At 70.4% G+C, this 24,195-nt stretch carries 15 protein-coding genes; 11 read left to right on the top strand and 4 right to left on the bottom strand.

Annotated features, from left to right (window positions below; translation table 11 throughout):
• Positions 1-82 precede the first annotated feature (82 nt).
• The 5 genes from DEI96_RS15895 (at position 83) to DEI96_RS15875 (ending at position 8,906) form a co-directional block, all read left to right on the top strand.
• Positions 83-5,428, top strand: coding sequence for a DUF6531 domain-containing protein (locus DEI96_RS15895; protein WP_111024126.1), 5,346 nt, complete (start codon positions 83-85; stop codon positions 5,426-5,428).
• Positions 5,429-6,404: 976 nt separating this feature from the next.
• Positions 6,405-6,779, top strand: a complete 375-nt coding sequence (locus DEI96_RS15890; RefSeq protein WP_146246930.1) for a hypothetical protein — start codon at positions 6,405-6,407, stop codon at positions 6,777-6,779.
• A gap of 539 nt (positions 6,780-7,318) precedes the next feature.
• On the top strand, positions 7,319-7,819 hold the full coding sequence (locus DEI96_RS15885) for a hypothetical protein (RefSeq protein ID WP_146246931.1): 501 nt from the start codon (positions 7,319-7,321) through the stop codon (positions 7,817-7,819).
• Between the two features lie 363 nt (positions 7,820-8,182).
• A complete protein-coding gene (locus tag DEI96_RS15880) occupies positions 8,183-8,425 on the top strand; it encodes a hypothetical protein (RefSeq protein ID WP_111024129.1) in 243 nt (80 codons plus the stop codon).
• Positions 8,426-8,516: 91 nt separating this feature from the next.
• Entirely contained in the window at positions 8,517-8,906 is a 390-nt protein-coding gene (locus DEI96_RS15875) for a hypothetical protein (protein WP_111024130.1), read from the top strand.
• Between the two features lie 33 nt (positions 8,907-8,939).
• Here DEI96_RS15875 and DEI96_RS15870 read toward each other — a convergent pair whose 3' ends face one another.
• Positions 8,940-9,533: a hypothetical protein gene (locus tag DEI96_RS15870; protein ID WP_111024131.1), complete on the bottom strand. Its 594-nt coding sequence runs from the start codon at positions 9,531-9,533 to the stop codon at positions 8,940-8,942.
• Between the two features lie 253 nt (positions 9,534-9,786).
• On the opposite strand from DEI96_RS15870, the gene DEI96_RS15865 reads away from it, so the two are divergent.
• From DEI96_RS15865 to DEI96_RS15855, 3 genes are read left to right on the top strand one after another with little or no spacing between them, the layout of a single operon-like run.
• Positions 9,787-12,543: a hypothetical protein gene (locus tag DEI96_RS15865; protein ID WP_111024132.1), complete on the top strand. Its 2,757-nt coding sequence runs from the start codon at positions 9,787-9,789 to the stop codon at positions 12,541-12,543.
• A complete protein-coding gene (locus DEI96_RS15860; RefSeq protein WP_111024133.1) occupies positions 12,540-13,937 on the top strand; it encodes an ABC transporter substrate-binding protein in 1,398 nt (465 codons plus the stop codon). Before DEI96_RS15865 ends, DEI96_RS15860 begins: the two co-directional genes overlap by 4 nt.
• Before the next feature lie 37 nt (positions 13,938-13,974).
• Entirely contained in the window at positions 13,975-18,246 is a 4,272-nt protein-coding gene (locus DEI96_RS15855; RefSeq protein WP_111024134.1) for a type VII secretion EssC family protein, read from the top strand.
• Positions 18,247-18,337: 91 nt separating this feature from the next.
• Here DEI96_RS15855 and DEI96_RS15850 read toward each other — a convergent pair whose 3' ends face one another.
• From DEI96_RS15850 to DEI96_RS15840, 3 genes are read right to left on the bottom strand one after another with little or no spacing between them, the layout of a single operon-like run.
• The gene (locus DEI96_RS15850) at positions 18,338-20,353 is read right to left on the bottom strand and encodes a serine/threonine-protein kinase (protein WP_111024135.1); all 2,016 of its coding nucleotides are present in this window, start codon (positions 20,351-20,353) and stop codon (positions 18,338-18,340) included.
• Between the two features lie 48 nt (positions 20,354-20,401).
• Positions 20,402-21,241, bottom strand: a complete 840-nt coding sequence (mshD, locus tag DEI96_RS15845) for a mycothiol synthase (protein WP_111024136.1) — start codon at positions 21,239-21,241, stop codon at positions 20,402-20,404.
• Positions 21,241-21,924 carry a response regulator transcription factor gene (locus tag DEI96_RS15840; protein WP_017888078.1) on the bottom strand — a complete coding sequence of 228 codons (684 nt, stop codon included), beginning with the start codon at positions 21,922-21,924 and terminating at the stop codon, positions 21,241-21,243. The genes mshD and DEI96_RS15840 overlap by 1 nt, the downstream gene beginning before the upstream one ends.
• Before the next feature lie 157 nt (positions 21,925-22,081).
• Between DEI96_RS15840 and DEI96_RS15835 the strand changes: the two genes are divergently transcribed.
• From DEI96_RS15835 to ygfZ, 3 genes are all read left to right on the top strand, one after another.
• Positions 22,082-22,363 (top strand): hypothetical protein, encoded by a 282-nt coding sequence (locus DEI96_RS15835; protein WP_128780538.1) that lies wholly within the window; start codon positions 22,082-22,084, stop codon positions 22,361-22,363.
• 136 nt (positions 22,364-22,499) lie between these two features.
• Positions 22,500-23,102, top strand: a complete 603-nt coding sequence (locus tag DEI96_RS15830) for a heme-binding beta-barrel domain-containing protein (RefSeq protein WP_027466617.1) — start codon at positions 22,500-22,502, stop codon at positions 23,100-23,102.
• The gene (ygfZ, locus tag DEI96_RS15825) at positions 23,102-24,184 is read left to right on the top strand and encodes a CAF17-like 4Fe-4S cluster assembly/insertion protein YgfZ (RefSeq protein WP_111024137.1); all 1,083 of its coding nucleotides are present in this window, start codon (positions 23,102-23,104) and stop codon (positions 24,182-24,184) included. Before DEI96_RS15830 ends, ygfZ begins: the two co-directional genes overlap by 1 nt.
• Positions 24,185-24,195: the final 11 nt, after the last annotated feature.

The raw sequence follows: 24,195 nt of genomic DNA, 5'->3' as shown, positions 1-24,195 counted from the left end.
CGGCGGTCCGGGCGTTCGCGGTCGGTGGGGCCGCTTCACCAGCACGATCAGCACGACCAGCACCGACCCTGGGGGGACGACCATGGCGAAGATCCACGCCAACACGGATCCGATCGAGTTCGACGATGCCACCGCGGATGCGCTGAAGAGCTCGCTGACCACGTCGGCTGACGCGATCAGCGGACAGAAGGCATCGAGGCAGTCGTACGTGACGACCGCCTCCCAGGAGTTCCGCGGGCACTTCTCGCAGCTCTTCACGCAGAACGCGGGGACGGCATCGAGCGATGCCACCAACATCGTCGACGCCCTCGAGACCATCGCCGGGTGGATCGACACCATGAAGGCCGCCGCCGCGGACGAGCGCGCGCGCCGCAAGACCGCCCGCGAGTGGCAGGAGCGCGAGGACGGCCGCAACGGCTTCCAGGACTTCCTCAACGACACGGTCCACTACGACCCGATGCCGACCGTCGAGAACGAACCGGCGCCGAAGTTCGACCCGCCGGCCGTGACGACGAAGCCGCGTGAGACCCCGAACCCCGGGGCCGGCGGTGGTGGTGGCGGCGGCACGTCGTCCGCCCGGCCCGCTGACCTCCGCTCGTTCGCGACCGGTTCCTCGACGCTGAACCGCGCCCTCGACGGCAAGCCCGGGGCGCTCCGCGGCAAGCTCGCCGACTTCGCCACGAAGTGCTCGTGGGCGCACATCGACGCCGGCAGCGTCGTGACGGCGTTCGAGCAGTGGATCGCGGCGAACGACCAGGACGTCACGTGGGCCAACACCGTCGCCGACGCCTTCGCGGCCGCCGGCGGCGAGGGCGAGGTCTCGACCGTCGCGGACTCCGGGCTCGCAGCCGCGCTCGCCGCGGCCGGCGTCTCGCAGACCCGCACCGATCTGCAGTTCGAGCCGCCGACGGCCTACGGCGCCCAGCCCACCACCGGCTTCTCGATGGACCCGGTGAACACCACGACGGGCAACTTCCTCGAGCCGGAGCTCGACCTGGCGTTCACCGGTGCGTCTGCGGCGCTGCAGGTGACCCGCATGTACAACTCCCTCGACCAGCACGTCGGGCTCTTCGGTCCGGGGTGGGCGTCGATCCTCGAGACCCGCCTGCTCCTCGACGACGAAGGCGCGTCGTTCGTCGGCGCCGACGGTCGTCAGGTCCGGTTCCCGCGCGACGGCGAGGGGTGGGCGCGCGGTGTCGGCGAGAACCGCTGGCTCGCGGCCGAGGGTGACCGGCTCGTCGTCCGCGACAACCAGGGTGAGCGCATCGACTTCTCGCCGTCCGGGCTGTGGCTCGGACAGCGCGGCGGTGCCGGCACCGCGGTCCGCATCGAGCGGGACGCCGACGACGTCGTCGTGCGCCTGCTGCACGAGCGCGGGCGCTCGATCGACATCGACCACGTCGACGGCCGAGTGGCGGTGCTCCGCGCCTCCGACGGTCGCCGGGTCGAGTACGGGTACGACGAGCGCGGCCGACTCGTCTCGGTGACCGACGCCGTCGGCACCCGGACCTACGGCTGGAACGACGACGACCTCATCACGACGGTCACGAGCGCGGCCGGTGTCGTCGAGGTCGACAACACTTACGACGACCAGCGCCGCGTGGTCGAACAGATCAGCCCGCACGGCCGCACGGTGCGCTTCGCGTACCTGCCCGGCCGGGTCACGGTGGTGTCCGACCACGACGGCTCGCGGTCGAACTCCTACATCGCCGATGCCAAGGGGCGTCTCGTCGGGATCATCGACTCCGACGACCGACGCCAGTCGATGAGCTACGACCGGCACGGCAACCTGGTGTCGGCGACCGAGCGCGACGGGTCGGTGACCGTCCACGCGTACGACGACCGAGGCCGGAAGACCCGGACCGTCACGCCGTCCGGCGGCGACCTGACCTACGGGTACGACGACCAGGACCGCGTGACGACGGTCGTCACCGAGGCCGGCGCCGTCGTGAGCTACGAGTACGTGGGCGACGACCGCGACCCGTCGGTCATCGTCGACCCGGTCGGCGGTCGGACGGAGCTGACCTGGCAGGACGGCTCCCTCACCCACGTCGTCGACCCGACCGGCGTGGTCCTGACGCTTTCCTACGACGCGTTCGGTGAGCTCGTCTCGACCACCAACGCCGTCGGCGACACCGCTCGGATCGAGCGCGACGCCGCCGGTCACCCGGCCGCCGCGATCAGCCCCTCCGGCGCACGGAGCGAGTACCGCTACGACGCCGCCGGGCTCCTCGTCGAACGACGTGACGCCGACGGAGCGGTCTGGCGTTTCGAGTACGCCGCCGGAGCGCGGATCGCTGCGATCACGGACCCGCTCGGAGCACGGACGACGCTCGAGTACGCCCCGAACGGCGAACTCGCGACCACGACCGACCCACTGGGTCGCCGCGTCTCACGGACCTTCGACGACCAGGGGAACCTGGCGGCGCTCGCGTTGCCGGGCGGCGCGGTCTGGACGTTCGCGCACGACGCCTTGTCGCGCCTCCAGGCCGTCACCGACCCCGCCGGCGCGACCTGGCGTCGCGAGTACGACGTCGTCGGCGAGCTGACGGCGACCGTCGACCCGACGGGCGTCCGCCAGGAGTTCTCGGACGACGTCGCGACCGGCGTCGTGACGCTGCGCGACGCCTTCGACACAGCGACCGTCCGGTTCGACGAGTACGGCCGACCCGTCGAGTCCACGTCTGACGAGACCGGTTCCGAACTCATCACCTACGACGCCGCCGGTCGCCCCGTCGAACTCGTCGACGGCGAAGGCGGGCTGACCCGACTCGAGCGCGACCTCGCCGGTCGCGTCGTCGCGTTGGTCGCCCCCTCGGGCGCGCGCTCGACGTACGAGTACGACGCCTGCGGGCGTCCCGCCGCAGCCACCGACGCCGCGGGGGCGCGGACGACGCTCACCTACGACGCGGACTCCCGTGTCGTGGCCCGGACCCTGCCCACCGGCGAGGTCGAGGAGATCACGTACGACGCCGTCGGGCGCGTGGTCACGCAGACGACTCCGGGTTCCGGCACCGCGCGGTTCCGCTACGACCTGGCCGGGAGGCTCGTCTCCAGCCACGACGCACGCTTCGGCCGTCGTCGGTTCCGCTACGACCCCGCCGGGCAGCTGATCCAGGTCGTCAACGGTCTCGACGGGGTCACCTCGTTCGAGTACGACGAGCGCGGGCGCCTGGTGACGATCACCGACCCTGCCGGCGGCACCACCCGACGCGAGTACGACGCCGCCGACCACGTGGTCGCCGTCACCGATCCGCTCGGACGGACGACCACGGCGGCCTACGACCCGGCCGGGCGCCAGATCCGGCAGACGGATCCCGACGGCCGCACCACCGAGTGGACGTACGACGCAGCCGGCCGCCAGCGGGCCGTGCTCGTCGACGGTGCGGTGCAGGCTGAGATCACCCGCGACACCGTCCACCGAACTGTCGTCGTGTCGGACCACACCCGTGGTGCAGGCCGGACGATCGAGCACGAGCTCCAGCACGACCGCCGTGGCCTGCTCGTCCGCCGAGCCCGCGGCGACCAGTCCGTCGCGTGGGAGTACGACGCCGACGGCAACCGCACTGCTCGGGTCGACCCGAACGGCACCCGCACCACCTACCGGCGCGATGCCGTCGGCCGTGTGGTCGGGGTGGACCGTGACGGCACCGCTGCCGGCGCGTTCACCTACGACGCCTCGGGTCGTATCGTCCAGGCGGCCACGGGCGACCTGGTGCAGTCGTGGTCGTACGAGGGAGGCGCCCTCGTCGCGCACACCTCGACCACGCTCGACGGTGCCACCAGCACGCGGATCGAGCGCGATGCCGACGCGCGGATCACCGCGGTCGACGGACCGTCCGGAGCGGTGTCGTACGAGTACGACGCCGCCGGGCAGCTCGTGCGCGCCGGGGACTCGACGTGGGCCTACGACGACGGTGGGCGACTCGTCGCCGAGACCGTCGGTGGTGTCGAGACGCGCCACGACTACGACGCTGCCGGACAGCTGGTCGCGACGATCACCGAGGCCGGCCGGACCGAGTACGTCCACGACGGTCTCGGCCGACGCATCCGGCGGACCGCAGCCGATGGTTCGACCACCGAGTACGCGTGGTCCGACCTGGGGTACCTCGCTGCCGTCGTCGACCGCGACGCTTCGTACGCCGAGACCGGTCGGCTCGACGTCTGGGTCGACGCGCTCGGTGAGCTCGCCGAGGTGGGTGGGGTCGCCACGTGGTGGGACTCCGCCGCGGTCGTGCCGTCGCTCATCAGCATCGCCGACACGTCGCTGCTCGACCTGCCGGGGGGTGTCGCCGCGATCGGCGATGCCGTGACGCAGCCCGCCTGGCGCAGTGCTCGCGCGACCGATGCTGCGGACCCGTGGGCTGCGCTCGCTGCCGTCACCGACGTCGGGCTGCCCGCGGGGGTGTCCCTGACCGGCTCGGGTGGGGTGTCCGTCGCAGGGCTGGAGTGGCTGGGTGCCCGTGTGTACGACCCTGCGGCGCGGGGCTTCCTGTCGGTCGATCCGCTGTCTCCGATCCTGGGTGCCGCGTGGTCGGGGAACCCGTACTCCTACGCGGGCAACGACCCGTTGCAAGCCGTCGACCCGCTCGGGTTGCGGCCGGCGACCGATGCCGACATGCAGGCGTACCGGGATGCGAACCAGGGAATCTTCGATGGAGGTTGGTGGGAAGACAACTGGGAGTACGTTGCTGCAGGTGCTGTGATCGCGTTGGGTGTCGGTCTGATGTTCACCGGGGTCGGTGGGCCAGCTGGCGTCGCGTTGATGATGGCGTCGGGCGCCATGGTCAGTGGCGGCGTCGAGGTGATCTCGCAGAAGCAAGAGACCGGTCGGGTGGACTGGGGCAAGGTCGCCATCCAGGGCGGTATCGGCGCGGCGTCCGGTCTGGCAGGTGGGGTTGCTGCGGCCGGCCTGTCAAAGGCTGCGTCAGCCGCGAGTCGTGCCGTAACGCCCTGGATCAACAACGTTGGTTCGCGGGTCCTCTCGGACGCGGGCCAAGCAGCGATATCTTCAGGCGCGTCCGGCATGACTTCCAACACGTTGCAGTACGGCACGCAGACCAACTGGCAGGGAGACGCTTCGGGCTACGTGGCGTCCGCGGCTACGGGCTTCGGAACAGGCCTCGGTGGAAGCTGGGCATCATCCAAGGCCAGTAACCTCGCCTTGTCAAACATCCACATCGACCCTCGGTTCCCGACGCCGAACGGAAGCCACGTGAGGATTCCGCGGCATGCGGAGGCACCCAACGTCCTGCTGGTGAAGAAGGGAGTGACGGCTGGAGTCGATCACTTCGTGGGCGGCTTGCAGGGCGGCGTGAACGAATGGATGCGGCCCGGAGGCGACGGGCCTGTGCAAGGATTTACCAACGGGCTGTTGTCTGGCGCAGAAGGCCAGACGTACTCGACGCCGAGGCGCGTAGCTGGGTAAACGGAAAAGGGGCGGCAATTGGAACAAGAAGCTCGGAGCGCTGGTGCCCTGCGGAGGAAACAAAAAAGAGGAAATATTCTCGTTTTTTCCGTTCTCGGTCTTGCGGTTGTCGTCACGATCGGCATAGTCGGTGGCGGGCAACTTTTCAAAGCGTATGACAGATCGCACCAGATTGAGGAGACTTGCGAAGTTCGGAAGGCTGAGGCCTCATCGGGTGGCTCGACCTCCTCGAGGGGTGTCGGAACCCTGTTCGATCAGGTTGAAGTCGATACGAAGGATTGTGGGCCCCTGGTCCTGCGACGCGGGGTGACTGAGCAGAACAAGCAGGAGATCGCGGACGAGTTGAGTTCCGCCGGACGCGTGCAATTCCGCATTGGGGCTGGGTCATTCAAGTGGCGGGAAGTGCTCCACACCTTCCGTACACCGGTGATTGTGCAGTCCTACGTAGCTCACGAATAAGCTTGAACCGTTTCGGGGGCTTTGACGGCGATGCCGATGCGCGGATCACCGCGCTTGACGGATCCTCGGGTGGTGTCGCCCGAGTCCGACGCTGTCCGGCTTCGGTCTGGGTGCGGGCTTCAGCCTGGGGTCCGGGGGGCTCGGAGCTAAGATCGTTAAGAACTTGGACCTCAGCTCTCCAGGAGCTGCCGCTTTGATCGGTGGTGTGGTGAACCACAGTGCAGGCGGCGTTGGTGCCATGGCAAATGAGTTGGTCCGGTCGGGCGGGGATCAGAGTCGAGCGAACCTTGTCCAGACTGTTTGGAACAGGGTTCCTTGCAGGGGCGCGGGATCCTACCGTCAGTTCACATCGTGCCCCATGAGTGTCGGGCGACGAGAGAAGGAGAGCGTAACGGTGCCGAATACGGAGACCCGGCTCGGGACGGACGTCGGGCGGCGTGTATTTCGGAACCGCACCATCGCCTTACTCTTACTCTTACTCTTACTCTTACTCTTACTCTTACTCTTACTCTTACTCTTGCTCTTCCTCGTCGTTGTCCTACCGATCTTGGCATTCTCTGTAGCGCCGATCGCTTTGGGTGTGTACGACGATTCTCATCCAATGCCAGTAACTTGCGCTGTTGAATCAGCAAAAGCCGGGAGTGCTTCGAGTTGTTCATTGAAGGGCGTCGGGAGTTCTGGTAGTCAAGTTGTCATCGAGACAAAAGGCTGTGGGCGGTTGCTGATCGACTCAGGTCTTAACAAGCACAATGTCGATCGGGTGGCCGACGAGTTCAAGGTGGGGCAACGCTACCGATTCATAGTTGGAGAGGGGACCTACCGGTTGCGCTCGGTTCTTCAGCTGGTCAAGGTCGCACCTGATGTGCGCGACTTCAAGGCAACCCAGGAGTAGCGTGCGACGCAACCTCGGCGTTCACGCAAGGTCTCTACCGGTCGGACCCCCGCACGCGGGTGACGTCGAGCAGCATCGCGGCATTCTCATCGCTGCGGCGACGATCGGCGGATCCGAAATCGCCTTGCCCCTCGTGCTCGCTGGTGATCATGCTCTCGCGGCGACGCCGTACTCGGTCCTCGGTGGCTTGGCGGGGTTCGTCCGGCGAGCCTGAGCCACCGGTTCCGGCTCGTGTGCGCTTTATGCTCGCAGTGCTGTTCATCGGTTTGTTCGTCTTTTCATGAATTGGAGGCAGTTAGGCGCTAGCTAGACCTTCATTTGTTCTGCGCAGCTTCGCTTCAGCTTGCCATGCCTCGCACCTGCGATACAGGGCTTGGAAGGCGCGGGCGAAGCGTGTCGCGTAATCGACCCATTACGCTCCGATGGCCCGTTAGGGCTCGAGTTGGCAACCGTCTGTTCACTGATTGTCGAACCCGTGCTGGATGTCCTAGTGGGCTACTTCATGTCCGCCCTTCGAGGTAGGGAAGGAACAAGACCTGGTGAGCGCTGCTCCTGATCACACGCTTCGTCGCCCTCACAAGAGCCCTGCCCGTGTCTTTCTTGAGCGGTCGCAGGCCGTCGGACTGTTGTTCTTGATCATCGGGCTCCCGGTGACCACGTTCGGTTTCGGCCCGTCGATTCTCGCGTCGTACGACGATGGGCACCGCATGAAGGTCGTGTGTCGGGTCGATTCGGCAGAGGCGAGCATTTCGTCTTCCCGATCCGCGAAGGGAGCCGGCGGTACACAACCCCAGGTCACCTTCCACACGAATTGCGGGAATCTCCTCTACCTGAAAGGCGTGGATCGGTCCAGCATGCAGCGAATAGCGTCCGCGGTGGAACCAGGCGAGCGCTACCGATTCACTGTCGGTGCTGGCTCGTTCAGGCTGCGTGCCGGCCTCAAGATCCTGAAGGTAGCGCCGGAGATCTACAGCTACACCGGCGTGCTCGCCTCGGAGACGCCCCGGCGTGGATCGCGTGACAGCCCAAACGACGAGTGAGGCGGAGCGGTGATGTTGAGACGAAGGAGCGCACGGGACGAGGTCGTCGCACTGTGCAACGAGGTAGCCGGATTCCTCGGTCGGATGGAGGCTCGTGAAGCGGAGGGCTTTTACCTCCGCCACGCCGAGGCGCTCCGCGTCGAGAAAGCGTGGCTTGCTCGGCGGCGGATCTACCGAAGGATTTACTCCGCGTCGAACTCGGGGGCAGGGGGCATGGGCGACATGTTCGTGGTCACGCCTGACGGCGCGGGCGATGTCCCTGCGACCAAAGCGTTCCAGCGGTCACTCTCCGCGCTGCTGCGGGCGACGCGCACATTCCCGTGATGGACTCGCTGTTCCAGCGCTGAAGGGGCACGGCAGAACATGACCTTGTCGGAATTGCTCAAGCAACTCGACGATCGCGCAGTCGAGGATGCCGCGTCGGCTGTGCAGATAGCCGCCGTACGATCCGCTCTCGTCGCCGCGTTCGAGCAGCGGCCCGACCATCCGGCGTACCGCAGGGGGATACAGGGCACAGCCCGCCTTGTTGCCGACAGCTGGCCCTACGAGAGCGAGCTGGGGGCGCTGGTGTTGGCCTTTTCCGAAGCGGTGCGACGTGAAGTTTGACCGCACCGGGCGACGGACATCGGGGTGGCAGTTGAGAGACTCCGGGGCTGAACGACTCGCACGGCGAAGACGCGTACGGCGAGACAGGATCATGGCTTCGATCGTCTTCGCCTTCGTCGTGCTCGTTCCCTTGCTGGGCTTCTTCGTCGGGCCGATCACGTTGAAGGTCTACGACGTAGGACACCGGGTGCACGTCGTCTGCACCGTCAGCTCCGCGCACAGCAGTGCGGACTCGTCTCGCTCCCTGAAAGGCGTGGGCTCGTCGACGTCGCAGGTCGTGTTCGAGACGTCCGACTGCGGAACGCTCGTGCAGACCTGGGGCGTGAACCGCGACAACGAGGACGAACTGGCGCGGGGCGTCATCGAGGGGGAGCGCTACCGGTTCGACGTCGGCGAGGGTTCCTTCACGATGCGGGAGTTCCTGAACACGATCCGCCAGGCCGTGTACGTGAAGAGCTTCGAGCCCGTGCGAACACAGTAGGTCCGTCGGCCCAGTGCAGCAGCAGCGCGCCGCTCAGCGCCCGAAGGCCCCGACGAACTCACCCCACTGCGCCGGCGCCCGCTGCTCGAGCCATGCGCAGAGCTCGGGGTAGGCAGCGTCGATCGACAGGACGCTGATCACGCCGCGTTGGCCGTTCACCTTGATGTCGAGCCCGCCGAACCGGTTGGTGGTGGGCCGGATGCGCTTGATCGCCGCCGGGTCGACGGTCCGCGCGGCACGGAACATCGGCGTCACGACCAGCTGCGAGTCGTACGCCTCGACGCGACGGCGCTTTTGCCCGACGCCGAGGTAGACGAACAGGATCCCGAACAGCACCATGCCGATGCCGGCGATGAGCATGCCGATCGCGTCGGGGTCGTCGAGCAGGCTGAGCGTGACCAGGAAGAAGAACCCGCCGACGACGATGACGACGATCCCGATGATCCGGAGCAGCAGGTAGCTGAACCGGCGCGCACGGACGGTGAAGAGCACGCCGTACGCCTCGTCGCCCACGACGGTGGACGGTGGCCGCTTCCGGTCGTTCTGACGGACGAGCGCGCTGACGGCGGCCGGGATGGCGATCATGGCGATCAGCGCGATGAGCACCGGCGACAGGTTGATGTTCACCGGTCCGCCCCCGGTCGTGCGTTCGTGCGCCGTCGTTCGAAGGGCGTGACGCCCTGGTCCCCCTGGATCATGCGTGCAGAGTATCAGCGCCCGGTGGACTGGTCCGAGCGCCCTCGCGGATGCTCTATGTTGGATTTCAGTAGCGAGCTGTGGCCCGAACGGGGGTGGCTCCCGGGGGAGACCAGCCCGGATCCGGCGCCGTTCAGCAACTAGCATCGATGTGCTCGACGATTCTCTTGGGGGGAAGACCGTGATGAACCAGCGTGCCGGGAACACCGGAGCACGACGGACCGGACGACGGATCGCGGGGACGGTCGCCGTCACGGGGATCGCTGCGCTGGTGCTCGCCGGCTGCACCTCCGACGACAAGCCTGTTGCCGACCCCTCGCGGGTCCTGCAGGCCGTCGACACGCGCCTCGCCGCGGACGGCTCGATCACCTCGATCTCGGACACTGCGATCTCCGTCGCAGGCAAGGACTCCTCGTCCGCGACGACGGAGCACGACCCCGCGAAGGCGGCGAGTGACCTGCCACTGCGCATCACGACGCAGTACTCGACCACGAAGAAGACCGGCACGGACCTGGCCGACCTCGACGGGTACTCGGGTCGGGTGTCGATCGACCTGACGATCGAGAACCTGACGGTCACGTCGAAGAACCTGACCTACGACGTCGCCGGCACGTCGCGTTCGACCCCGGCACTCGTGGGCGCGCCCTTCAGCATCGCGGCGTCGACCGTGCTGACGGGGACCGCCGCCGACCGCGTCGTCACGGACTCGGCCGACTCCGGCTCGTCGACCGACGGTGTCGTGAGCACCAACGAGGACGGCGACGCGGTCGTCCAGTGGGGCCGGTTGCTCGCTCCGCCGACCTCCGGCGCGAGCAGCACGCTGCACCTCGTCGCCGACGTCGAGGACTTCACCGCTCCGACCATCGACGTCGCCGCGCAGCCCGGGCTGTCCACGGACCTGTCCTCCACGGGCGTCGTCAACGCGGCCTTCGGGTCCGACAGTGACTCCGAACTCGCGCTCCAGCGCCGCACGATCGACCTGATCTCGCAGGTGAACGAGGTGCTGGCGCGTGCCGGTGGCACCATCACCGAGGTCCGGTCGAACCTCGAGACGACGTCGGAGACCCTCGGCGTCAGCACGGCCGAGCGCCTCAAGGAGAGCAGCTCCTCTCTGGCCAGCACGATGCAGTCCCTGTCCGGACAGCTCGGCTCGCTCAACAGCGACCTCGGTGCGACGGTCAAGGCCACACAGTCGACGGTGTTGCAGCAGCTCCAGCAGACGACGACGAGCCTCGATGGCCTGCTCGGTGACACGTCCGCGACCGCGCCGGTAACGGTGCTCGACGGCAACGGCTGTGCGGCCACGCCGAAGACCCCGTCCGCCGGGGGCAGTGTCTACGGCAACCTCCTCCGCGTCTCGGCGCAGCTCACCGGCTACGCCGATGCGAGCGAGGCGTGCAAGCAGCAGGTCAGTGCGCAGCTGGCGGGAGCGGTCGGCCCGGCGTCGCCGGACGAGACGACGTGTGCCCCTCAGGAGGCCCGTGGATCGTTGACCTGCGCGCTCTGGGATTCGTCGCGTGCGGTGAGCACCTCGCTGATCGGTCTGGTCAGCACCGGGCAGCAGCTCGCCGACCAGCTCGACCCCAAGCTGGCGGACACGGCGATCGAGCAGTCGGACGCCCTGCGCGCCAAGCTCGGCGAGATCGACACCGCCGTGCAGGCCCTCGGCGCCGACGGCACCGGTGAGGTCGCGCGCACCCTGCAGGCGTTGCAGGACCTCCGCGACCAGACCGCTGACGACCTCGGCCCCGTGCGTGATGCCGTCACGACCGTGAACCGGCAGGCAGTCGCCGCGCGCGGGCTGGTGGGCAACGCCGGCGACGGTCTGTTCAGCACCTCGATGCAGGCGCAGAACCTCGAGGTCGCCGACCAGCTCTGCGCCCTCGCGGCGACGGACCAGCTCGACGCCGAGCAGGCCGATGCGCTTCGGGGGTACCTGACCGCCACGCCGTGCCCCGGTGCCGAGGAGGGCACGACGTTGCGGCCCGGTGGACGCTTCAGCACCCCGATGGACGAACGCCTCACGGACCAGGCGAAGCAGTGGGACGCGGTCGTCGCGGCGACCGATCTCCGCTCCGAGACCGGCATCGGTGCCGCGGTCACGACGCTGTCCGACGACGTCGACGCGCTCGACGACGGCATCGCCGAGGTCCGCCGGGCGGTGCGCGACGACGGTGGTTCGGTCGAGGGAGCGGCACAGGAGCTCCAGGAACTCGTCGAGCAGGCAACGAAGTCGAGCGCTGTGGTCGGCACCCAGCTGACCGCGATCAGCACGCAGCAGACCCAGCTGCAGGACGCGGTCCGCAAGGCCTTCGCCGACGCATCGACCCAGTCCGAGAAGGACGTCCAGAAGATCATCGACCAGCAGGTGCGGCAGGTCAGCGAGACTGCGAAGGGCAGCCGTGACGCGGTCATCTCGGCCTTCGACAAGTCGATCTCCGGGCTCCGGTCCACCTCGGGCGAAGTCACGAAGGACTCGAAGGGCACGATCGACGAGCAGAAGGGCACGCTCGAGCAGGAAGGCTCGGAGCTCTCCTCCGCCGTGGACCGTCAGACGGCCTCGAGTCTCGAGCAGATCGCTGCGAGCACGAGCGCCTCGACGCGCGACGTGCAGGGAGCGTCGACGCTGCTGACCGGCGACCTCAACCGGGTGATGCTCGACCTGGGCGACCGCAAGGTCAACGGATCCGGCATCCTCGGCGCGATGGCCACGAGCGCGGCGAAGTCCGACTCCGCCGACTACCAGCTCGCCCTGGCCTCGCAGAACGCCGCGGGCTACGCGAACGTCCGCGCCGAGGACGTGGCCGGGATCCTGCTCCAGCAGGAGCAGTTCCGAGCCTCCCTCGACGCCGCGACGACGTTGCCCGCCTTCCAGCTCGAGGTGCCGTCCAGCGCGACCTCGACCACGCTGTACACCTTCCGGATCGGGGCGGACCGATGAGCGACCAGACGATCGACGAGTCCGACGGCACCGAGGCGGGGCGTCCGCGGAACCGCCGTCCGCTGGTCATCGCCGCCATCGCGGTGCTCCTGGTCGCCGCGGTGGTCGCCGCCGTCCTGACCTTCCGGGCGATCAGCAGCAGCACGCCGGCCGAAGCCGTCCCGGCCACGGTGCCGGTGGAGATCACCGTCAAGCACGTCCCCGACACCACGAAGATCGGCGTCGTCGTCACCCTGGGCGACGGCGAAGGCTCCGAGTGGAACGAGGCGGCGCAGGGCGCCCTGGTCGCCGAGCGACGACTGGCGCTCGGTGGGACCGACATCACCCTCGTCACGAAGAACGACGGCGGGACCTCCGCGGGCGCGAAGACGGCGGTGGAGTCCCTGGCGAAGAGCGGAGTCGCGGGCATCGTCGTCGCGTCGTCCGGCAAGCACGTGTCCGGAGCGCTGTCGACCGCGGCCGAGAAGCACATCCCGGTGGTGGTGCCCTACGCCTCTGCCGAGAAGGACTCGTGGTCGACCGCCCCGACCGCCAAGTCGATCGGCGTCGCGATGACGACGGCGCTCGGCGACGCGAAGTCGCCGCTCCTGGTGGACCTCGGCGGTGGTGCGCCCGCAGGCCTCCGGGTGGCGCACGTCCTCGACGGCGACGACACCGCTGACACCGCTGGGCTCGCTGCGACCATCGCCTCGCGGACCGGCGCCACCGACGCAGACGACAGCACCGACGAGGCCTCGGACGCCGATCCGAAGGCCGCGCCGGACTCGGACGCTGTCGTCGTCAGCGGGTCCGCGCAACGACAGGGTGCCCTGGTGGCGGCGCTGCAGGCCGCTGACGTCACCGTGCCGGTCGTCCTCACCCCGGACGCGACGAGTCCGGCCTTCGGCGCCGCACTCATCGATGCCGGCGGCAGCCTGAGCGGCTCCTTCCGCACCGTCGGGGTGGCCACCGACGACGCACGGGCGCTCTCCTCGGACGCCGAAGGTCGGGCGATGTCCGCGTTCCTCGGTGGGGTCCGGGTGCTCGCCGACGATGCCGACGCCCAGAACCTGACGGGCGACCGGCCGTTCTCGGCGATGGCCGGGGCAGCGGACGCCCGCAGCCACGATGCCGTCGTCGCCCTGGTCCGCGCGGTCGGCAAGGCCGGCAGCACGGAGCCCTCCGACGTGACCGATGCCCTCGCCGCGCTGGACCTCGACTCCGCGGCGGGCATCGCCGGTCCGGCGCTCGACTTCACGCGGCAGCAGGCGCTCGGTGCGCCCGCGACGGTGTTGGCGGCCTCGGCACAGCCACTCGGGCTCCGACCGGACACCGCGTCGAACGGCGACGACTCCGGATCCGATGCCGCACAGTCCACCGCACTGGTGTGGTTCGAGGACTCCACCGCACGCTGACCCACCCACGCACAACCCCGAGAAGGACACCGCGAGCATGCGCCTGCTGATCGAGCTCGACGACCGACGTGAAGCGGTCGAGGTCGACGGGTGGTCCGGCGCGTCCTCGCTGGGGGAACTCATCGCGGCGGCGATCGGCGTCGAACTCGGCGCCGAGACGACCCTCGCGGTCGACGGTCACCGCACCAGTGCGGCGACCCCGCTGCGTGACCTCGTCCTGCTCGAGGGATCCCGCATCGGCCGCGCGCCGCAGGAGCGTCCGCAGACGATCGACGGGTGGAGCGTCACCCTCGCCGGGGGACTCGACGCGGGTCTCGTCGTACCGGTCCCGCGCAGCCGGAAGCTCGTCGTGGGCCGGGCGCCGCAAGCCGACGTCGTGCTGCCCACCGAGAGCGCTTCGTGGGAGCACTGCACGATCGAGCGCGAGGACGACGGGGTCCGGGTGCGTGACGCCGGTTCGACGAACGGCACCGTGATCGCGGGCGAGCGCATCGATGCCGACGGAGTCCTGCTCACCGGGACCACGAGCGTCATCGTGGGCGGCGCCGTGCTGCTGGTCCGGCCAGCGCTGGACGAGGTCCCCGTGCCGGCCGCGGGCTCGCTGGCCAACCTGACGCCCGCGGCGACCGCGCCGTTCAACCGCCCGCCCCGAGCCGGGCGGAACACCGAGACCGAGACCGTCGACCCGCCGGCCAAGCGCGAGGTGCCGCAGGCCTCGAAGTTCAGCTGGATCACCGTCGCAGCGCCACTGGTCCTCGCCGGCGCGATGGTGCTCCTGCTCGGCGACGCCCGGTTCGCCCTGTTCGCGCTGCTGTCACCGGTCACCGCGATCGGCATGTGGTTCGAGCAGAAGCACCGTCGGGCGAAGAACCTGAAGGAGGAGGACACCCGCTTCGCCGAGGCTGTGGAGTCCTTCCGGGGTGAGATCGCCGAGGCCGCGGCGGTCGAGGCGGCCCGTCGGCAGGAACTCGTCCCCGACCCGGCCACCGTCGTCCGCCGGGCCGAGCTCCCCACCACCCTGCTGTGGCAGCGACGCTCCGAGGACGCTGACTTCCTCAGCCTGCACGCCGGCACCGGTGACGCACCCTGGCGCCCCGGACTCGATCAGCGGGCGGCGTCGTCCAAGCTCGAGGACGAGGCGAAGGTCGCCATCGCCGACAGCCGCCTCACCGCTGCGCCGGTCGTGGCGGACCTGTCCGACGCTGGCGTCGTCGGGATCGTCGGCGACCGCGAGGGCGCGCTCGCGCTGGCGCGCAGTCTGCTCACGCAGGCCACCGTGCACTGCGGGCCCGCCGACCTGACGGTGGGTGTCTTCTGCGACGCCGGCCGCGCGGACGACTGGGGATGGGCCTCCTGGCTGCCGCACGCGCGCGTGGCGGGGAGCAGCACCGGTGCCCGCTGGATGTCGGCCCAGCGCGACCAGAGCGCAGCGGTACTGCGCGGGCTGCGGGAGTCGCTCGACGAACTCCCGACCCCGAACCTGCTCGTCGTGGTCGACTCCGAAGTGCTCACCGAGGGCCGCGACGCACCCGCCCGGAACCTGCTCGGCGAAGGGCGCACCGTGCCCGGACAGTCGCTCCGTCCCGGCGAGCAGCCCCGACGGGTGAGCGGGATCGTCATCGCGACCAACGAGCAGCAGCTCCCCGCGGCCTGCACGACGATCACCACGGTCGGTGCCGACGCCGCCGCGACGGTCTACCGGCCGGAGGACCGGACCCGAGTCGAGGACGTCGTGCTCGCCGGCCTCAGCGCCGAGACCGCCGAACGGAGCGCCCGCGGCGTGGCGCACTTCGACGACCCCGAACTGCTGGTGCCGGGTGCGTCGTTGCCGTCGCTCGTCCGCCTGCCGGAGCTGCTCGCGGGGGACGACACGGTCGCGCGAACCCCGACGGGCACGAGCCCCGCCGATGCGATCCGCGCGGCCTGGGACGCCCGCACCGGATTCTCGACCCCGATCGGGTCGTCGGAGAGCGGCGTCCTCGAGATCGACCTCGTCCGCGACGGACCACACGGCCTGGTCGGTGGCACGACGGGTTCGGGCAAGAGCGAGTTCCTGCGGTCGCTGGTCGCCGGGCTCGCCGCGCGGAACGACCCCACGCGCCTGAACTTCCTGCTCGTCGACTTCAAGGGCGGAGCCGCGTTCGCCGCCTGCGAGCGGCTGCCGCACACCATCGGCACGATCAGCAACCTCGACGAGCAGCTCGCCGACCGGGCGATCCGTGCGCTCGAGGCCGAGCTCGAGCGACGGCAGCGGGTGTTCGCCGCGGCCGGGGCGGACATCGACAACCTCGACGCCTACCTGGCGACGAAGCCGGACGAGCCGATGCCGCGCCTGCTCCTCGTCGTGGACGAGTTCGCGATGCTGGCGAAGGACTTCCCCGACGTCCTGACCTCGCTCGTCGCCGTCGCGGCGGTCGGGCGCACACTCGGCGTCCACATGATCCTGGCCACCCAGCGGCCGGCCGGCGTGGTGAGCGAGGACATCCTGGCGAACACCAACATGCGTGTCGCGCTGCGGGTGCAGAGCCGCGAGGACTCCACGAACGTGATCGGCGTCCCCGCGGCCGCAGGCATCGGTCGCCAGCAGACCGGTCGTGCCTACGTGAAGCTCGGGCAGGACGACATCACCCCGGTGCAGACAGCCCTCGTCACCGGCCGCGCCCGTGACGAACGCGCCGAACAGCCGGTGTCGGTCCGGCCGACGGACGTCTTCGGCGTTCCCGCGCCGATGCCCGCCCCGGCTCCGACGGCGTCCGACGTGACCGACCTCGACCAGCTCATCGAGTCGATCGGGCAGGCGAACGCCGCCGCCGGCTACGCCCCGCCGCGCCCGATCTGGCCCGAGGCACTCGGCGACCGCGTCGAGCTGGGTGCGCTGGCAGCAGCCGACGCCGCTGACACGTCGCGGACGGTGCCCGTCGCCCTGGCGGACGACCCCGACCACCAGCGTCAGGTCACCACCGGATGGGACCTGGACGAGGGCAACCTCATGCTCATGGGCATCCCCGGCAGCGGGACGAGCACCGCGCTCGCCACCCTCGCCCTGCAGCTCGCCGACCGAACGAGCCCGGAGGACCTCGACCTGCTGGTGCTCGACATGGGGCCGGGCGACCTGGCTCCGCTCGCCCGGCTGCCGCACACCACGGCCTACGTCGGCTCCGGAGCCGGCGCGGGGGAGTTGCAGGCGCGGTTCCTCCGTCACCTGCGCGTCGAGCTCGAGCGCCGTCGTGCCACTCCGGGAGGCCGCCGTGCCGTCGTGCTGATCGACGGTCTCGCGGCCCTGCGCGACGAGTACCAGGACTTCGAGGGCCAGCTGCTGCTCGACGCCCTGTACCGCGTCTACGCCGAGGGGCCCGCGCTGGGCATCTCGTTCGCCGTGTCGACGACGCGGGCCAAGGCCGTGCCGTCCGCGATGGACGAAGTGACCACCCAGAAGTGGATGTTCCGCCTGGCGGACCCGTACGACTACGCCTCGATCGGCGTCCGCCCGAAGGACGTCCCGCCGCCGGTGCCGGGTCGCTTCATCGACTCGGTCATGCGGTTGCAGTCGCACGTGGCGACGCCCGACGTCCCGCTCGCGCAGGCGGTCGAGCGCCTCGCGGAACGCTGGTCCGGCACCGCTCCGAAGGCGAGTGCGGTCGGGCGGCTCCCCGACGCTGTCCTGGTCGACGAGCTCGGCGCGCACGCGGTGTTCACCAACGAGCCGTGGCGGCTGCCGGTCGGGATCGCCGAGGACGACCTCGCTCCGGCCACGCTCGAGGTCTACGACGGCGAACACGTGCTCGTCGCGGGGCCGGCCCGCTCGGGCAAGTCGACCGTCCTGCTGGCGTTGGCGGCACTGGCGCGCGCTGCAGAGGGCGTCCGCCCGGCCGTCTGGGCGATCTGTGACCGTCGGTCGCCGCTCGCCTCGGGAGCGTTCGACCGCATCGCCGTCGGACCCGACGAGGTCCCTGCACTGCTGGCCGGCCTGCGGCTCGAGCGCGGTCCGGTCCTGCTGCTCATCGACGACGCCGAACGCTTCGACGACGGCGACCAGGCGATCGCCACCCTGCTCGCGACGGAGCGTCCCGGTCTGTGCGTGGTCGCCGCCGGTCGGTCTGCCGACCTCCGGTCGCTCTACAGCCACTGGACCCGCGCCGTCCGCAAGTCGCGGTGCGGCGTGCTCCTGCAGCCGGACGTCGACTACGACGGCGAGCTCCTGGGGGTCACGCTCCCGCGCCGTGCACCGGTGGCGTTGACCGTGGGTCGCGGCTACGCGTCGTCCGGCGGGGCCGTCCGCCTCGTCCAGACCGCGTCAGCCGGCAGCTGACCCGACCGACTGACGGACTGGAGGCCCGTGGCGACCCCGCCACGGGCCTCCAGTCCGCCTGCTGGTCGCGCGACGGACGTGACGGAAACGCTCAGTCGCGCGTCGTGATCCCGAAGGGCGAGCTCTCGAGGTTCGTGAAGTTCCCCACGGTCGCCCGGACGGTGCACGACGGGGCGACGGACAGTGCGGTGACCACGAGCCCGTCGGACGACACGGCCAACGCGCCCGAGCAGCCGTCGGCGAACCGCACGCCGGACTCCCCGCCGGCCACGTCGACGAGCATCTGCGACGGGCGCCCGCTGCTCGGACTGCGGTACAGCGGGTTGAGCTCGTCGGCACCGTTCGGCCAGACCGGCACCAGGGTCACCGGCAGCGCCGTCTGGCTGACCGTCCGGTCGGGCGTCCGGACCTCGACGCCCTGCAGCCGCTGGACGGGGTAGGCGGTCCCGCGCACGGCGTCGTCGGTCACGGCTGCGGTGGTCGCCTCGCCGACGCCGTCGAGCCAGGTCTGCAACGCTGCACCGTCCTTGACAGGGAGTGGCACCGAGGCCTCGACCGTGACGTCTCCGCCGGCGGGGACCTCGACGCCGGACAGGCTCCACGCGCAGGCGGTGTCCACGCCGGTCAGTGACGGCTGGTTGCGCTTCGCGGTGATCCCCTCGCCGGACCAGGTGACCGCGGGGCAGGAGGCTCCCGACCCGGCACCCGGCAGCACCTCGAGGAACGGTCCGCTGAGGGTGGCCGCCTGCGCGGCGTACGTGACGCGCAGGTCCACGGTGCCCTTCGCCGGGTCGATGGTGGCGCGCCGTGTGGTCGCCAGCCCGGTGGGCAGTGGCCGGTCCTGCTGGTAGGCGTTGGCGGCCTGCGCGGTCGCGGTACCGGTGCCGGGCGTCTTCCGGAGGGCCCCGGGCAGCCACACGACGCCACCGACGACCAGCGCGGCGACGAGCACGACGCCGATGCCGCCGAACAGGAGCGCACGGTCGGTCAGCCACTCGGGCCGGGCGAACCGGCGCTTCGGTTCGGGCTCAGCGGCCGGTGCGGCGGGCAACGGCTGCCGCGCCATCGGCCGGATGACGGTCTGCGACCCGGCGGGGCCGAGCTCCGGGGCCGGCCCGACGACCGCGGCGTCGTCCTCGGTGGCGGTGGTCCGGGATCCCGTCGCGTCGTCGGGACGGACCCCACGGACGACGGTCGCCGGGCGCTCGACCTCGTCGAACGAGTCCGGGTCGCTGGAGGCGACCAGTGCGGGTGCCGACGCGAGGGACCGCGCGAGCCGACGGAGGGTCCCCGCCGCGTCCGCCGCCGACGGCCGGGCGTTCGGGTCCTTCGCGAGCAGGGCGGACACCGCGGCCCACAGGGCGTCGGGCACGTCGAGCGGGGGTGGGTTCGAGGTGACGTGGCGGTAGGCCACGGCGAAGTCCGTGCCCGGGCCTGCGAACGGCGTGCGACCGGACAGCAGCTCGTAGAGCATGACCCCGGCACCGTAGACGTCGGCGGCCGGACCCGAACGTCCGTGGCTGATCGACTCGGGTGCCATGTACTGCGGCGTGCCGAGGAGCCCGGTGGTCGTGCGTTCGCGTTCGGCGACGACCGACGCGATCCCGAAGTCGGTGACCCGGACGGCACCGGTGGCACCGGGGGCCCACGCGGTCTGGAGCAGGACGTTGTCGGGCTTCACGTCACGGTGGGTGATGTCCTGCTCGTGCGCCGCGGTGAGTGCGTCGAGGGTCTCGGCGGTGATCGTCAGGGCGTCCCGCGGGAGGAGCGGACCGTTCGACGCGAGCAGGTCGCGGGCGGACCCACCCGGCACCAGGTCCATGACGATCGCGAGCCGGTCGCCCTCGACGACCAGGTCGCGGACGCGCACGATGGACGGGTGCTGCAGGGCGAGGAGCACCGAGCGTTCGCGGACGAAGCGCTCGACGATCTGCGGGTCGGCGGCGAGCTCGGCACGCAGGAGCTTGGCGGCGAAGGCCTCGCCGGTCGCGGAGTGCTCGACCCGCCAGACCTCTCCGGTGGCGCCGGTCCCGAGCAGTTCGACCAGTCGGTAGGACGCGCCGAGCGGTTCACCCTGGCCGTACTGCCCTTGACGGTCCTGCGCCACGCGTTCCCCGATTCCCCCACTGGCCGACCCCTCGCCGGCCACGCAATGTTACCGGCCGGACGGGGACGGTGCCGCGTACTGCACGTCGATCGCGTGCTGCGTGAACCCCGACCGCCGGTACAGCGCCAGCGCCGGCTCGTTGTCCCCCTCGACGTACAGTGCGGCGGCGGTCAGGCCGCGGCCGCGCAGCCGAGCGGTGCCCGCACGCATGAGCACTCCGCCGAGTCGCTGCCCCTGCAGGTCGGGCCGGACGGCGACGGCGTAGAACTCGCCGATGCCGTCCTCGACCTTGAGCCAGCACGAGCCGGCCAGCTGCCCGGAGGCGTCGCGGAGCAGCAGCAGGTCCTCTCCGGAGAACCAGTCGTCGGCCTCGCGTGCGTGCAGGTCGTCGAGCGTCATCCGACCCTGCTCGGGGTGGTGGGCGAAGGCGGCGGCGTTCAGTGCGAGCCAGTCGGTCTCGTCGTCGGTGCCGGGGCGGAACGCCGACAGCGAGTAGCCGTCGGGCAGCGCCACGTCGGCATCAGCGTCGGCGGCGACGTCCACATCGGAGTCGGCGACGGGCGCCCGGAGCTGCAGCAGCGTGCGGACCGCGCGCCAGCCGAACCGGTCGGCCAGCGCTCGCGCTGCAGGGTGGTCCCCGTGCGCCCACGCGAGCCGGGGAGCGGCCCCGCCGCCCAGCGCGAGCGCCTGCGTCACCAGGGCCGTGCCGATGCCCCGGCCACGGGCCTCCTGGGCGACGACCACCTCAAGCTCACCGTCACGGACCACCGCGACCCCGTGGTCGACGGTCAGGACGGTCGCGCGCCCCGCGCGGACGTCCACCAGGGTCTGATCGGAGAACGGGGGAGCCTCGCCGGGGGCGACGTAGCTGCCGAGGTCGGGCAGCACTACTGCCCCATCAGGCGCTCGGCCTCGTCGTCGTAGACGTTGAAGCGGTACCCGACGTTGCGGACGGTGCCGATGAGCGACTCGAGGTCGCCGAGCTTGGCGCGCAGTCGTCGGACGTGCACGTCGACCGTGCGGGTGCCACCGAAGTAGTCGTAGCCCCAGACCTCGCTGAGCAGCTGCTCGCGGGTGAAGACGCGTGACGGGTGGGTGGCGAAGAAGCGCAGGAGCTCGAACTCCTTGAACGTCAGGTCGAGCGGCCGGCCGCGCACCTTGGCGGAGTAGCTGGCCTCGTCGATGACGACACCGGACGCCTGGATCTTCGAGCTCGTCTGGCCCTTCGCCGCACGACCGGCCGACAGCCGGATGCGGGCGTCGATCTCGGCCGGGCCGGCGCTCTCGAGCACGACGTCGTCGACGTTCCAGTCGCTGTTCACCGCGGTCAGCCCGCCCTCGGTGACGACGAGCACGATCGGAGTGGTCGACCCCGACGAGGCGAGGATCTTGCACAGGGCCTTCGCGCTGACCAGGTCGGTGCGGGCGTCCACGAACATCAGGTCGCTCTGCGGGGCGTTGACCAGCTGTGCGGCCTCGGCCGGCACGTGGCGGATCCGGTGGCTCAGGAGGCCCAGGCTCGGCAGGACGTCTCCGGGCGCGGTCGAGGTGAGTACCAGGAGCTGTGCCACAGGACCTCCGGAGGTGGATGACGTCGTGGACACATCCTAGTGATGCTCGCGAACCACCTATCCGGCCGGACGGATTGCGCGTCATCCCGCACCGCTCGGCGCGAGCACCGCACCGTGCGGTGCGTGCGTTCCGCACGTCCCTGACATGATGGAGCGCGTGACCGAGCCCGTGCACCCCACCGACCAGCGTCGCCTGCGGCTGACGTCCGTCCTGCCGGTCTGGGTGCTGGCGGTCGTCGGAGCCGTGCTCGTGCTGACCGTGGCCGAGCGCGACGCCTTCGCCTGGCTGCTGCTCGTCTTCGTCGCCTGCGTGATGGTCAGCTTCGTGCTGCAGCTCATCACCGCCACGAAGGACGGTCTGGTCGAACGGATCAGCATCGCGTCGTCCGGGGCGTTCGTCGTGGTCCTCGTCACCGCGGTGGTGCTCCTGGCGCGTTGAGCCGAGCCGCGTAGACTCCGAGCATGGATTCGCTGCTTGCGCTCGAGCTCTTCTACGTCGGCCTCCTCGGCCTGGCGTCGCTCGCGATCGCGTTCATCTCGGTGGTCGTCGTCGTGAAGCTGTTCAAGGGCCAGCGTTGATCGAGCTGCCCGAGGGCCTCGCCCCCGAACTCGTCCCGCTGTCGTGGCTGGTCGGCGTGTGGGAGGGCACTGGCGTGGTCGAGTACCCGGTCGGTGACGACGACGAGGTCCGGAACTACGAGTTCGGCCAGCGCGTCAGCTTCAGCCACGACGGCCTGCCGTACCTGAACTACTCGTCGACCACCTGGCTGCTCGACGACGACCACACCCCGCTCGCCGCCGAGATGGGCTACTGGCGGATCGACCGTCCCACCGAGCCCGGCGACCGCGGCCCCGCGATGCTCCTGGGTGACGGGCCCACCCCCTTCAGCACGGTGGAGAGCGTCGAGGCGCTCCGCAACACCACGGACGGCTTCGACGTCGAGGCCGCGATCATCCACCCGACGGGCGTCAACGAGCTCTACGTCGGCCGTGTGCTGAAGGGCCGGATCGACCTGTCGACCGATGCCGTGCTGCGCTCGCCGAACGCGAAGGACTACTCCGCCGCGACCCGCCTGTACGGGCTGGTCGAGGGCAAGCTCTTCTGGGCGTGGGACATCGCCGCGCTCGGTCGCGAACTCACCTCGCACGCCTCGGGGCAGCTCGCGAAGGTCGACTGATGTCGGTGTTCGCCGCGCGTGACGCCTTCGTCGCGGCCGACTCCGTCGCCGCGCACTTCGGCAACCCGATCGGGGAGCAGCGTCTGCTGACCCGGGGGTGGGCCGTCGTCGAGCTCGGACTCGGTGTCGTCACCGTCTCCGGACCGGACCGGTTGTCGTGGCTCAACTCGATCACCTCGCAGCAGCTCACCGGGTTGCCGACCGGTGTCAGCACCGAGACGCTCGTCCTCGACCAGGCCGGACGCGTCGAGCACGCGGCTCGCGTCGTCGACGACGGTGCGACGGTCTGGCTGCTCACCGAGCGCGCTGACGCTGCGCCGCTCGCCGGGTGGCTCGACTCGATGCGCTTCATGCTCCGGGTCGAGGTCGCCGACCGCTCCGACGACTTCGTCACCCTCGGCTGGTTCGGGGCGGACGCCCCGTTCGCGTCCGTCGAACTGCCGGAACCGCCCGTCGCCGAGTGGGTCGACCCGTGGGGCGCCGTCACGCCGGGCGGATGGGGCTACGCCGACCAGGAGGCCCACCCCGGCTCCGACTGGACCCTCCGCATCGCCGTGGTCACCCCCGGCACCGCGGTCGCGATCGCCGCGTCGGACGTGCCCGTCGCGGGGCTGCTCGCGTACGAGGCGCTGCGGATCGCCGCCTGGCGCCCGACCCTGTCCGACGTCGACGAGCGGACGATCCCGCACGAGCTCGACTGGCTGCGTTCCGCCGTGCACCTGTCGAAGGGCTGCTACCGCGGTCAGGAGACCGTCGCCAAGGTCCACAACCTCGGGCACCCCCCGCGTCGGGCCGTGCTGCTGCACCTCGACGGGTCCGACGGCGTGCTGCCGGCGCCCGGTACCCCGGTGCTGCTCGACGACAAGCAGGTCGGTCGGCTCTCGGCCTCGGCGATCCACCACGAGCTCGGTCCGATCGGGCTCGCCGTGGTGAAGCGTTCCCTCGACCCCACCGCGACCCTGCGGCTCGAGGCCGACGACGTCGTGGTGACCGCCGCGCAGGAGACCATCGTCCCGCCCGAGGCCGGTGCCACGGCGAACGTCCCCCGCCTGCCCCGCCTCGGAGCCGTCAAGCGCTCGTAGAGCTCCCCGCT

The organism is Curtobacterium sp. MCLR17_031, assembly GCF_003234775.2.
GTDB classification, from domain to species: domain Bacteria; phylum Actinomycetota; class Actinomycetes; order Actinomycetales; family Microbacteriaceae; genus Curtobacterium; species Curtobacterium flaccumfaciens.
The sequence above is the reverse complement of the archived record's forward strand: the minus strand, read 5'-3'. Positions and strand labels throughout refer to the sequence as shown.